Raw genomic sequence first — 12,793 nt, forward strand, 5'->3', positions numbered from 1 at the left:
AAGCATGAATGCTAAAGTAAATATTTCAAATCGTGCAGGTGCAAGTTTTCCAGTACGTCGTATGAATTTTGATTTTGATCAAGTGCCAGAATATTGGATGGATGGTTCGGCTGGCTTAACTCATTTCATGACTGGTTTGTCTGCATTATTCCCAGATGGCGAGAAATTATTTATTGATGCTGTACGTGCTGTACGTTATCACCCAACTATTAAAGATAATGCAGAACTACAAAAAGAAATCAGTGCTTTTATTGGTCAAGAAGCAATGCACACTCAAGAGCATGTAAATTTTAATGCTTCTGCACAAAAGTATGGTCATGATGTTAGATCTTTAGAGCAGATTACAGGACGTTATATCCAATTTGCGCTTAAGAATTTTTCAAAAATCGTTAAACCGTTTGGTATGACAAGAGAAATGGTTGATCTAACGGCAACTACAGCGCTAGAACATTTTACTGCAACGATTGCTTCTGAATTGTTACGCAATAAACACATTCAAGATTTAATGACAGATGAGACCATGTCATATATGTGGTTCTGGCATGCAGTTGAAGAAAATGAACATAAAGCAGTGGCTTACGATGTATATGAGTCAGTATTTGGAACTGGATTGAAAGCATATAGTTTACGTACTACAGCACTTGTATTTGCTATGGTTTTAATCTTTATTCTTCAATCTTATTTTACTTTACGTCTACTTCAGCAAGATAAAAAACTAAATCTGAAAGAATTAGGCATGATTTACAAATATGCTTATAGTCCATCAAAAGGGATTATTACAGGTATGGCGGGTGAAATGTTGGCTTACTTTAGACCACGTTTTCATCCAAATGATTTAGATACCGTAAAATTACTTAAAGATTGGAAGGCGAAATTAGGTTTTTAAATTAAAACATCCATTAGCTAAACCTATGTAAAAAGAGCAATAAAATTGCTCTTTTTTTATTTTGAATATTACATTGAATAGACTTTTTTAAATCATACTGACATGTCCTAAGATGATGCTTTTCTGACCTTATCTGCACTTATTTAATGCGTTCAAAGAAGCGTATAAATAAAGCATAGATAATTTTTAATCAAATATATCCATTGGGTAGGAGAATAAGGTATGAATGCTAAGGTCAATATTTCAAACCGCGCTGGCGCTAGTTTTCCTGTACGCCGAATGGATTTTGAATTTGGCGAAGTGCCGCGCTATTGGGCAAATGGTGATGCTGCTTTAACACATTTTATGACTGCACTTTCAGCACTGTTCCCAGAAGGTGAACAATTTTTTGTGAATAGTACCCGTGCAGTTAGAAATGATCCAAAACTTACTGATCCTCGATTACAAAAAGAAATTAGTGCTTTTATTGGTCAGGAAGCGATGCATTCTAAAGAGCATTTGGCATTCAATGCAGCTGCTCAAGCTTATGGTTATGATGTGCGTAAATTGGAAGCACAAACGGGTAAAGTCATTCAATATGGAGTTGCTATAATTACTAAATTATTAAAACCATTTGGTTTTACAAAAGAGATGATTGGTTTAACGGGTACTTGTGCCTTGGAGCATTTTACATCAACGATTGCTGAAGAATTATTGTCTAACCCAGATATTCAATCCATGTTTATGGATGAGACCATGTACCATTTATGGATGTGGCATGCAGTTGAAGAAAATGAACATAAAGCGGTAGCATTTGACGTTTATGAAGCGATGTATGGGCAAGGATTTAAAGCTTATTTTATGCGTTCATTAGCTTTAGTGATTGCAATGGGTTTAATTTTTATTACCCAGTCATATTTCACGGCGACTCTTTTAAAAACTGATGGCAAACTTACATGGCGAGATACCAAATATATGCTCAAGTTCATGTATGGCTACAAAGGTTTTATGACACGTCAAATTCCAACGTTATTGGCATTTTTAAGACCAAAATTTCATCCGAATGATGATGATACAACAGCTTTATTGAATAAATGGCGTGCTGAATTAGGCTTTAATATGAGTTAATGAAAATGGGCAATTAAAATTGCCCATTTTTTTATTCAAATTTACAATCAAATTGCTGATAATCTGCGTCAATATTTTATAGAGTGATAGATCGTGATTCGATTGATGCAAGAGCGCGATGTAGACAGTGTTGTTGCAATTGAGCGTTTAGTACAAACACATCCTTGGTCGAAACAACAATTTCAAGAATCTTTAGCTTCATATCAGTGCACGCTCTATGAGCAGTCGAATCAGGTCGTTGGGTTCTGTATTTTGCAGCCTGTTCTAGATGAGGCCAATTTATTACTGATGGCGATTCATCCAAGCCAACAGGGCAAAGGTCTTGGATACGAGTTGTTAGATTATTCAATTCAACTTTTAAAAAATAATCCGATTCAAATTTTTTTAGAAGTACGTGAAAGCAATCTTGCTGCAATTCGTTTGTATGAAAAAACGGATTTTCATCAAATAGACTTACGCAAAAATTATTATCCCAATTTAGATGGTACAAAAGAGCATGCTGTGATTATGGTCAAAACATGCACTGATGATTTTGCCGCTTTATTTAATAATTAAGTTATCCCACTCCGATGGTAGTGTCGTCATTAATGAATTTCCAAGTTGATGAATCTCTTTTTCTGAGAGTGGGCGGTTAAGGCGGCGCCATTGCCCATCTAATAATAATTCCAGTGGCGTATATTGTGATTTATAGTTCATTTTAGCTGAGTGAGGCACCCAATACCCTAAATATAGGTAATCTAAATTTAAAGTGCTGACATATTCAATTTGTTTAAGAATCGCAAAAACACCAAGTGAACGACGTTGTTCTTGAGGATCAAAAAAAGTATATACAGCAGAGAGACCATCATCCATTAAGTCACAAGTAGAAACGGCAATAAGTTTCTGATCATCCCAAAGTTCGATGAAAAAACTTTCTGTACAACTGTGAACGAGGAATTTTTCAAACTGATCTAATGTCGCTGGATACATATCGCCATCTGCATGACGCTCGTTAATATAACGTTCATACAAATTATAATGCTGTTGAGTGGCTTGCGAAGTTGGCAAGATACTCATTGTTAAATCTTGATTACGCTTCCATGCCTTTTTCTGGCTGCTATTCATTTTAAATTCTTGAATCGGAACGCGACAAGATAAACATTGACGACATAAATTGCATTCAGGGCGATAAACAAAATCACCACTACGTCGAAAACCGACACGCGAAAGTTCAGACAATGTCACCACATCAATACGCTGAATCGGGTCTAAAAATACCATCCGAGCTGACTTATTATCAAGATAACTACAGTCGTGTGGCGGTGTTATATAGTACTGTAAGTCATTTAAAAGGGACTTGGGTTGGTATGATTTCATTAATCTCCCTCCAAGGTGTTAATCCATTAACCGTCTAATTTTGCAAAAACTGCTATTGTTTTACTTGAAAATACACGTTCTTGATAACTTTTCCAATTGATAGAGGGGGCAATAATTACATCTTGTAACGATTTTAGGTAAACTTGGCGAGAAAGTGTACGCGCACCTAAGCTTAAAAGATGGTCATTGACCAGTTGGCAATCAATCCAAGGAAGCTGATTTTCTTGACCGATCAACATGAGTGTATAGAAAGCCATTTTAGAAACGTCGGTTTCAGTACTAAACATGGACTCACCAAAACAACCTTTTCCAATCGTTACACCATATAGACCACCAACCAATTTTTCTTGGTGCCAGACCTCAATGCTATAGGCATAACCCGCCTTAAATAGAGAACAATAGCCTTCGATTATATCTTCACTAATCCATGTTTCATTCGCATAGCTGCGGGGGAGTGAACATGAGCGTATTACATCTTCAAAAGCATGATTCACTGTAATCCGATAATCATGTTTTTTCATATTTCGAATTAATGATTTACTTGGTTTATATGCATGAGGCTCAATAATGCAGCGTGGCTCTGGACTCCACCAACAAATCGGTTCATCTTCGTTAAACCAAGGGAATAGACCGTGTGTATATGCTTCAAATAAGGTAGAAGGGGAAAGGTCTGCACCTATGCAAATAAAGCCATGTCCTTCTAGATCGGCTTCAATAGGATCTGGGAAAATATATTGTGATAAAGGCAGCGCTTGCATAGTTGCTAAAGTGAATAAGAATGATTCTAAATTAACGCAACTAGAGCGCGTTGACAATCTATTCTAAATTGTCAACGCAAGAGAATGTGGAGATTAGTTTAAATTATCGAGATATTTTTCAGCATCTAGTGCTGCCATACAGCCTGATCCTGCTGAAGTGATCGCTTGACGATAGATACTATCTGCTACATCACCAGCTGCAAATACACCTTCAATAGAAGCGGCTGTTGCATTGCCTGAAGTACCACTTTGAACTTGAATATATCCATCACGCAAGTTCAATTGGTTTTCAAACATGCTGGTATTTGGCTTGTGTCCAATTGCAACAAAGAGACCTTGAACTTGAATATCTTGAGTGCTTGCATCTTGTGTGGACTGAATTCGAACAGCAGTTACACCCGTTTTATCACCCAAAACTTCATCGACTTGATGATTCCAAATAATACTGATCTTACCTTCTTTCTCTTTTGCAAAAAGATGATCTTGTAAAATCTTTTCAGAACGCAAACTATCGCGACGGTGTACTAATGTGACGTGAGCAGCGATATTGGAAAGATACAGTGCTTCTTCAACGGCAGTATTACCACCACCAACCACCATGACATTTTGGTTTTTATAGAAGAAACCATCACAGGTTGCACAAGCACTTACACCTTGACCCATAAATGCAGTTTCAGATTCAAGACCTAAATATTGCGCAGTTGCCCCTGTTGCAATAATAAGAGCATCACACGTGTATTCTTCCATATCGCCTTTTAAGACAAATGGACGAGTTTTAAGATCTACTTCGTTGATGTGATCATAGACAATTTCTGTACCGAAACGTTCTGCATGAGCTTGCATACGCTCCATTAACACAGGACCAGTTAATCCTTCAGGGTCACCAGGCCAGTTATCAACTTCAGTAGTCGTTGTTAATTGACCACCTAATTGCAAGCCTGCAATCAGTGTCGGTTTAAGGTTGGCGCGCGCTGCATAAACTGCCGCGCTATAACCTGCAGGACCAGAACCCAAAATAATTAACCGTGAGTGACGAGCGCTCATTAAAGAACATCCTTTTTATATTGAAACTGTTAAAATTATACGTTAATCCACATCAAAGTGGGGTGGATAATATTGATAAACCTAATCGAATTGAGCTATATCATGGAGAGCATTTACTGATATTTCATCAATGTTTGCAACAACAATGGATGTTAACAACAACAGTAAACAATCGTGCATCTTTTTTGTAAGAACGAGTGCATAATATAAAACTTATTGATCAAGGTCAGTTAGACCTTAATCGATACCTACAAATAACAAATTGGGTTACAGGACTGTATATGGCTGCGGTGTCAAGTGTTTATGCACAACGCTTTTTAATGACATTATTTTTGATTTCTTTTGGCATTTATCTATTTCTTGCCACAGTAACCTACACACCTTTTGATCCAGGTTGGATGCATATTTCAAGTGATACGCAACAGGTCTCAAATGCAAGTGGTGTTGCAGGTGCTTGGATTGCAGATTTGTTATTCGGTTTTTTAGGGTGGGCAAGTTTGTTCATTCCTTTATTTCTATTTATCGAAGCAATTCAAGTATGGTGGCCTAGAAGTTTTTTAAATCGCCCATTCCGTTATGCAGCACAGTTCTTCTTGATTCTGTCCATTTCTAGTTTGTTGTATCTACATTGGAATGTCCCAGCAGATACTTTAGAAAATGCAGCAGGTGGTATTATTGGTTATGAGTTGGGTCAGAGCCTTTCTCAGCTTTTAACCATCTATGGCGCAACATTTTTTTTACTCGCTTTTAGTATTTTATTATTCACTTTAGCTTTTGGTATTCAATGGAATAAAACTTGGGCAACATTAAAAAATACGCCAGCATATTTACAAGATTTGTTTTATAAAAATATACCTCAACACGAATCTGCTTATGATTTGACTGAACAATTAGTCCCAACAGAAACACCAACTATAAAGCAAAAAGCTCCACTCCAAGCGGCTGATTCAAATATTGTAGAGGCGAATGATGCATCCCAAAATACACAGCACAGCATTGCAGCTAAAACAGCATCGACAGACAATTCACATCATCAATTATTAGCCGAAAAACTATTTGCTGATGTTGTTGCCAAAGAGCAGCAAAGTGTTCAATCACAAGAAGTATTATCAACAGAAGATTTTGAGCAAACTTTAAAACAAGCACATCAACTTGCAGCCGATAGTCAGCGCTTAATTCAAACAGGTGAAGTATGGCGTGCATTACAACATGATGATGTGAGTCATAAACAAGAAATTGATGCACTTTTGCGAGCGGCAGATGATGCTATAAATCCTTCATCTCAATATGTACACTCAGCAACGGAAGTTTCTTCTGTAGCAGTGCAACGTCCTCATCAGAGTCCAGTCGATTGGAATGATGACCAAATATTCGATGAATTATTGGCTGCTGTTCCTAATAGTAAAACGGCTACGGATGTACATAAGCCATTTATTCAAGAACCGCGATCAACGGCTAGAAATGAAAGTGATGAAATTGACTATGATATTGAGTTAGATTCAATAGAAGTTCAATCTGTACCGCAAGCAACGGCAGTTCAGTCGCATCATACGATCAAAAACATGATCTCTGACGATAAGCAAAGTATTTTGGATGAAGGCTTTGATGAATTTGAAGATTTGTTCATTGAAGACAAACAACAGCAATCTGTATTGCAAACTCCGAGCTACGCGCAGTCTTCGGCTTTTGTAAAAGCACCTATTGAGATTGAAACGCCTAAAGAAAGTTTATCAAAAGAAGCATTTATTGAAGCATGGCAAGAAACTGCGGGTAAAATTGAAGAAAATTTTGATATCGAAGATGATTTTGATTTAGATGCGCCGTTAACAGATTCATTTGGTCGTCCAATGTCTCGTGCGATGCAAGTGGCTCAAAAACGTCGTGATTTACCAACTTTGCCAGGTTTAGAATTATTGGACAAGGTAGATCCGAATAAAAAGGTGAACTTTACAGCTGAACAATTAGCTCGTTTGTCTGAACTTCTAGAAATTAAATTACAAGAGTTTAACGTCAAAGCTCAAGTGATGGAGGCTCAACCTGGGCCTGTCGTGACACGTTTTGAACTAGATCTTGCACCGGGTGTAAAAGCATCTAAAGTGACCAATATTTCACGTGACTTAGCACGTTCAATGTCAATGGCATCTGTTCGTGTGGTTGAAGTGATTGCTGGAAAACCTTATATCGGCATTGAAGTCCCAAATAGCAGCCGTGAAATGGTTCGACTGATTGAGTTGTTAAAGACACCTGCATTTGAAGACCCAGCGGGTTTACTTTCGATGGCGATGGGGAAAGACATTTCAGGTAATCCTGTGATTACTGATTTGGGCAAAGCACCGCATATGTTAGTTGCGGGAACAACTGGTTCTGGTAAGTCAGTAGCTGTTAACTCAATGATTTTATCGATGTTGTTAAAATACACGCCTGATCAATTGCGTTTAATTCTAATCGACCCAAAACAGCTTGAATTAGCTAACTACAATGATATTCCACATTTATTAACACCTGTTGTTACAGATATGAAAGATGCTGTAAGCGCATTGAATTGGTGTGTCAATGAAATGGAGCGTCGTTATAAGCTAATGTCTTTTCTAAAAATTCGTAAATTGGCTGACTATAACCGCAAAGTGGAAGAAGCGATTGCCAATGGCGACGATTTGATTGATCCAACTTGGAAAGCTAGTGATTCAGTTGTAGGGGAGCGTGCACCACGATTAGCTCCTTTACCATCGATTGTGATTGTTGCAGATGAATTCGCTGACATGATTATGCAGGTTGGAAAAAAAGCTGAGGAGATGATTACTCGGCTTGCTCAGAAATCTCGTGCAGCAGGTATTCATTTACTACTTGCAACACAACGTCCCTCAGTTGACGTCATCACAGGCTTGATTAAAGCAAATATCCCAACACGTGTTGCATTACGTGTAAATAGTAAAATTGACTCTCGAACAATCCTTGATGCAGGTGGGGCAGAAGATCTATTAGGGCACGGTGACATGCTATTCTTAGGGCCAGGTAAAATCGAACCTGAGCGTGTGCATGGTGCGTTTATTAGTGATGATGAGGTGAACCGCATCTGTGACGCTTGGCGTGAACGTGGTGAACCAGATTATGTCGATGAAATCTTAACCCCATTTGATGAAGAACCAACTTCACGTGGTTTTGAAGATGGTGATGGTGACCCAAGTCGTGATGCACTTTATGATCAATGTGTTTCTTTTGTTTTAGAGACACGTAAGGCTTCAACTTCATCGTTACAACGTAAATTTAGTCTTGGCTATAACCGTGCGGCGCGTATCATTGATCAGATGGAAGAAAATGGGATCGTGAGCTCGATGGGAGCAAACGGTAAGCGCGATATTCTCGTTTAATAAGAATATTCCACTAATAAAGCCCCTCTTTAGGGGCTTTATTGTTATAGGTTTATCAATTTTATATGGTAATAATCACGTTTTTTATTTAAGCTTATTGTTTAAAAATTCAAGCTAAAGGGTGAGCCATGTTTGTTGCATTATGTACACTCATTTTTATTCATTTTTGTGCGCTTATCACTCCAGGACCTGATTTCTTCTTAGTTTCTCAAACCGCTGTCAGCCGTTCTCGTAAGGATGCGGTATTGGTTGCATTTGGTATCTGCCTGGGGGCGATGGTCTGGTCACTTTTAGCCTTGATGGGACTGAATATTATTTTTGAAAAGATGGCTTGGCTAAAACAAGGCCTTTTAGTCGCTGGTGGTTTATATTTATGTTGGTTGGGATACCAAATGCTTCGTTCAGCTTTTTCAAAAGGTGAGCAAAGTATCAAACAGATAGTATTACCTCAGTCGCCTTATTTGTTTTTTATGAAAGGTTTACTCACTAACTTATCGAATCCTAAAGCAGTGATTTATTTTGGTAGTGTATTTTCATTATTCTTAGCCAATCCTTTATTTGATCAGCATCACTCTTTGCTTTTTATTATTATTGCGATAGAAACCTTGCTATGGTTCTTAGTGGTAGCCTTTGTATTCTCATTACCTACATTTAGAACAGCATATCAAAATTTTGCAAAATGGATTGATGGTATTTCTGGTGGGATTTTTACCTTACTGGGCGTTTATTTGATTGGTAGTCGATAAAATAAAGAGATAAAAAAGCCTGCTTTAAGCAGGCTTTTTTATCTTAAGCAAATTTTGCTAAGACTTCTAAGAAACCATCTTTCTGACGTGGAAATTGAGCTATCACGTCATGAATACGCTGTCCTTCAGGATTAGTCGCATTTAAATCGCGACCATCAGCTAAAAATTTGGTAATCAAGCGCTCATAGTCGAAAGGGCGCATATGTTTGAACGCATGATAGAGTACATGGAAGTCAGCATTAACATCTGCTGGTGGAAGTTGGTTGAGGTAGGCAAAAACACGCTCATCTGACCATTCTTCATTGAAAGTTGCTGGCTGTGATAATGCCATGACAATCTCCTCAGTCTTAAAATAATAAAGGCAAAATACGGGACTGAATAATTAACAAAGCATGGCTTTGTTCAGTCGCAATGTATTTTGCCTTTATTTGCGAAAAATCGCTAATGAAAAAACTTCTATCGATCTTCAGGTAAATTGATATTCATTTCTAACATTTCGATATTTGCTTCTGAACGAACTTGCATTTGAATATGCTGTTCATCTACGCCACGAACGTAACGACTGACCACTTGCATGATTTCTTTTTTCATTTGGTCAATTTTGTCTTGGCTTAAGCGGCGGCCTAAACCTTGTTCAGATGCAACAATAACTTTTAAGCGATCTTTGGCAGTTTGTGCACTTGATGGTTTTTCATCACTGCTAAAAAGTTTACTCCAGAATCCTGCCATAATTACGCTCCAAATAGTCTAGCTAACCAACCTTTTGGCTGTACTGCAATGTGTCGATAAGGACGATCTTCGCCAAGGAAACGAGCGACTAAATCATCGTAGGCTTGACCAGCTTTTGCTTCGTCATAAAGAATAACAGGCTTACCTTCATTCGATGCTTGAAGTACGCTTGGACACTCAGGAATAACACCCAAAGTCGGCACACGTAAAATATCTTTAGAAATATCATCAATCGTTAACATTTCTTGTTTGTCAGCACGTTCAGGGTTGAAACGTGTGATACAGAGATGTTTACGGATACGGCCTTCGTTGTGTTCAACTTTTTTAGTTTTACTATCAAGCATACCAATAATACGATCTGAGTCACGCACTGATGAAATCTCAGGGTTTGTCACAATGATTGCTTCATCAGCATGATACATTGCCAAGATCGCGCCACGCTCAATCCCCGCAGGTGAATCACAGATAATATAATCAAACTCTTGAGCAAGCTCATCAATCACACGAGCAACGCCTTCATCACTCAAAGCATCTTTATCACGTGTTTGTGATGCAGGGAGAATGTACAAGTTTTCGATTTCTTTATCACGAATCAATGCTTGTTGTAAGCGAGCTTCATTATTGATGACATTGACAAAGTCATAAACGACACGGCGTTCACAGCCCATGATCAAATCGAGATTACGTAAACCTACATCGAAATCAATCACAACAGTTTTATGACCACGTAGGGCTAAACCTGTTGCAAAAGATGCGCTTGTTGTAGTTTTACCTACACCACCTTTGCCTGACGTTACGACAACAATTTTGGCCACCGAATCCACTCCTATTTATGGTCATACGGCCCTAAAAGGGCTTTTTGGGTGTTTAATAAGTTAAATTAAAACTGTAAGGCTTCAAATTCAAGCTCTTGCTTGTTATTTAAATAAATATGTACGGGTTTTTTGATCATATCTTTAGGAATATCATCTGCGACACAATATGTCCCTGCGATCGAGATTAACTCTGCTTCTAGTGAGTGACAAAAAATTCGAGCTGAAGTGTGCCCACCTGCACCTGCAATGACTCTACCACGAGCATTGCCATAAATGTGAATATTTCCAGACGCAATGACTTCAGAGCCACTATTCATACCCGCATTCAATATAATATCACCTTGATCCTGTACCAAACATTGTCCAGTACGCAAAATCTCATCATGATATGAGGTGATATGCGTAGTCGGTGTTTGTTTTTGTGGTGTTTGTATTTCTGGAGTTTCAGTATTTTTTTCAGGTGCTTGAGCAACGACTTGCTCTTTTGATGCTTTGATACGCTGTAATGGTTGATCAGCAGGCAGTACAGGAAATTGAATCGCCCGTGCTTCATCACCCAAGATACCATCAATCACCGCCATTGGTTGTAAACCAAGATCGATGAGTAGTTGAATTAATGCAATCAGCTCTTGTTCAACGGTACTGTCAATAATGACTAAAGTTCCAAGATAGGAACCTTCATTGAGGGTGCTTGTAAGTTGCTGGCGGATCGCATTATGGTCATTTGTGTCGAATGTTAATCGACTAAAATTCACCATTCTGCCCGTAATCCGTATATCAGCCATAATTTATCCTTAAGGGCTTTTTTAAGCACTCTATTGTGTTAAAGCATGTTGTAAATAAAAGCAAATGCTAGAACAAATTACAGGAATTCTCTAGCTAGATTGGTAAATTTTCTTGTAATCATTCTGCTTTTTTATCCAATTGATCATATTCATGCAAGGTTTGCTGCCATTGCTTGATTTTTACTTGTTTTCGTATGGCTGCGAGGCTCTCAAATACAACTGATTCAACCAATTCTTCTAAGTAGTGATTATCAATATTTAGCTCACTGATTTTTTCTGCGATCAATTGATAATTCTCATTTGGGTTGTGTGCAGAGCCTGCTGTAAAAGGTTCAATCAAACCAATACTAATATTTTCACCTAAACGTTGCCCAATACTTTGAATCTGTTGTTCAATTCTTCCACCAACAAGAGGAATTAAACGTAATAACTGGGTTAGTTCAGGCGTATCTTCAATCGCTTGATTGACAATAATGCCAACTTTTTTCGTAATCATTGGTTGTTGTTCTTGCAATGTTTTTGCTAAGGATTCTTGTAGTAAAGAAGATAGCGCCACAGTAAACAATTGACGATGATGATCAACGAGATCATGAATAATTTTTTTATGACTCGAACTGGTTTCAAGTTCTTGTCGAACGCCATCTATGACCGAAATGACAACGCGATCAGAGAGTTCTTCCATGATGACACTATAGTAAAACGCTGCTTTAATACGAATGTTATCAGGTACAACCTTATACCCAAGTTCATGTAGGCGATAGGCAATGATACCTGCGCGGAATAAACGTAGAAAACGTAAATGGGGAATAATCGCTAAGATTTCATACCAATGAATAAATGGAAAAAACCACCAACGAGCATGGTGTTTATTCACAATCGCAATTGCCCATCGCACGGCAAGTTCAGTGATTAAAAAAATAATAAACCATGCTTCGGTGATAATCACCCAAGGGTGCAAGTAACTACGATAAAACTCAAGCACATTAGGTAAATGGATTGTGTTAAAAAACCATTCGCCAATATTACTCATTAAAAAAAAGTTCATGCCTAAGCAGAACAAATTAAAAACAATAATAAACACCATGAAAATGTCATAAACAAGAAACAGTTTAAAAAACTTACTGTTTGGATTTACAAGGCTATATTTAGAGTTTTGTTTTGAGTCCTGCTGAGTCATGTGGTGAGTCAATTCCTAATGA

13 protein-coding genes are annotated in these 12,793 nt (G+C 37.9%); 5 read left to right on the forward strand and 8 right to left on the reverse strand.

What is annotated here, in order from left to right; genetic code table 11:
- Positions 1–4: 4 nt before the first annotated feature.
- From O1450_RS03925 to rimI, 3 genes are all read left to right on the forward strand, one after another.
- On the forward strand, positions 5–886 hold the full coding sequence (locus O1450_RS03925) for a metal-dependent hydrolase (protein WP_269229767.1): 882 nt from the start codon (positions 5–7) through the stop codon (positions 884–886).
- A 222-nt stretch (positions 887–1,108) separates the two neighbouring features.
- Positions 1,109–1,993: a metal-dependent hydrolase gene (locus O1450_RS03930; RefSeq protein WP_269229768.1), complete on the forward strand. Its 885-nt coding sequence runs from the start codon at positions 1,109–1,111 to the stop codon at positions 1,991–1,993.
- Between the two features lie 93 nt (positions 1,994–2,086).
- Positions 2,087–2,548, forward strand: coding sequence for a ribosomal protein S18-alanine N-acetyltransferase (rimI, locus tag O1450_RS03935; protein ID WP_269229769.1), 462 nt, complete (start codon positions 2,087–2,089; stop codon positions 2,546–2,548).
- Here the strand turns inward: rimI and O1450_RS03940 are convergent.
- The 3 genes from O1450_RS03940 to trxB all read right to left on the reverse strand — a co-directional run bounded on the left by O1450_RS03940 (position 2,534) and on the right by trxB (position 5,151).
- A complete protein-coding gene (locus O1450_RS03940) occupies positions 2,534–3,349 on the reverse strand; it encodes an arginyltransferase (protein WP_269229770.1) in 816 nt (271 codons plus the stop codon). The genes rimI and O1450_RS03940 overlap by 15 nt on opposite strands.
- 26 nt (positions 3,350–3,375) lie before the next feature.
- A complete protein-coding gene (gene aat, locus O1450_RS03945; RefSeq protein ID WP_269230411.1) occupies positions 3,376–4,107 on the reverse strand; it encodes a leucyl/phenylalanyl-tRNA--protein transferase in 732 nt (243 codons plus the stop codon).
- A 93-nt stretch (positions 4,108–4,200) separates the two neighbouring features.
- Entirely contained in the window at positions 4,201–5,151 is a 951-nt protein-coding gene (gene trxB, locus O1450_RS03950) for a thioredoxin-disulfide reductase (RefSeq protein ID WP_018679648.1), read from the reverse strand.
- 281 nt (positions 5,152–5,432) lie between these two features.
- On the opposite strand from trxB, the gene O1450_RS03955 reads away from it, so the two are divergent.
- Both O1450_RS03955 and rhtC read left to right on the forward strand, forming a co-directional pair.
- Positions 5,433–8,519 (forward strand): DNA translocase FtsK 4TM domain-containing protein, encoded by a 3,087-nt coding sequence (locus O1450_RS03955; RefSeq protein WP_269229771.1) that lies wholly within the window; start codon positions 5,433–5,435, stop codon positions 8,517–8,519.
- Between the two features lie 128 nt (positions 8,520–8,647).
- Positions 8,648–9,265, forward strand: a complete 618-nt coding sequence (gene rhtC / locus O1450_RS03960) for a threonine export protein RhtC (protein ID WP_004663452.1) — start codon at positions 8,648–8,650, stop codon at positions 9,263–9,265.
- Positions 9,266–9,308: 43 nt separating this feature from the next.
- On the opposite strand, the gene O1450_RS03965 is transcribed toward rhtC, so the two are convergent.
- The 5 genes from O1450_RS03965 to O1450_RS03985 all read right to left on the reverse strand — a co-directional run bounded on the left by O1450_RS03965 (position 9,309) and on the right by O1450_RS03985 (position 12,771).
- A complete protein-coding gene (locus tag O1450_RS03965; RefSeq protein ID WP_005158274.1) occupies positions 9,309–9,596 on the reverse strand; it encodes a PA4642 family protein in 288 nt (95 codons plus the stop codon).
- Between the two features lie 125 nt (positions 9,597–9,721).
- Positions 9,722–9,994 (reverse strand): cell division topological specificity factor MinE, encoded by a 273-nt coding sequence (minE, locus tag O1450_RS03970; protein ID WP_004663449.1) that lies wholly within the window; start codon positions 9,992–9,994, stop codon positions 9,722–9,724.
- Positions 9,995–9,996: 2 nt separating this feature from the next.
- Positions 9,997–10,809, reverse strand: a complete 813-nt coding sequence (gene minD / locus O1450_RS03975) for a septum site-determining protein MinD (protein ID WP_269229772.1) — start codon at positions 10,807–10,809, stop codon at positions 9,997–9,999.
- A 65-nt stretch (positions 10,810–10,874) separates the two neighbouring features.
- Positions 10,875–11,594 carry a septum site-determining protein MinC gene (gene minC / locus O1450_RS03980; protein ID WP_005217839.1) on the reverse strand — a complete coding sequence of 240 codons (720 nt, stop codon included), beginning with the start codon at positions 11,592–11,594 and terminating at the stop codon, positions 10,875–10,877.
- A 118-nt stretch (positions 11,595–11,712) separates the two neighbouring features.
- The gene (locus tag O1450_RS03985; protein ID WP_269229773.1) at positions 11,713–12,771 is read right to left on the reverse strand and encodes a preprotein translocase subunit SecA; all 1,059 of its coding nucleotides are present in this window, start codon (positions 12,769–12,771) and stop codon (positions 11,713–11,715) included.
- Between the last annotated feature and the right edge of the window lie 22 nt (positions 12,772–12,793).

The organism is Acinetobacter sp. TR11 (assembly GCF_027105035.1).
Taxonomy (GTDB): Bacteria; Pseudomonadota; Gammaproteobacteria; order Pseudomonadales; family Moraxellaceae; genus Acinetobacter.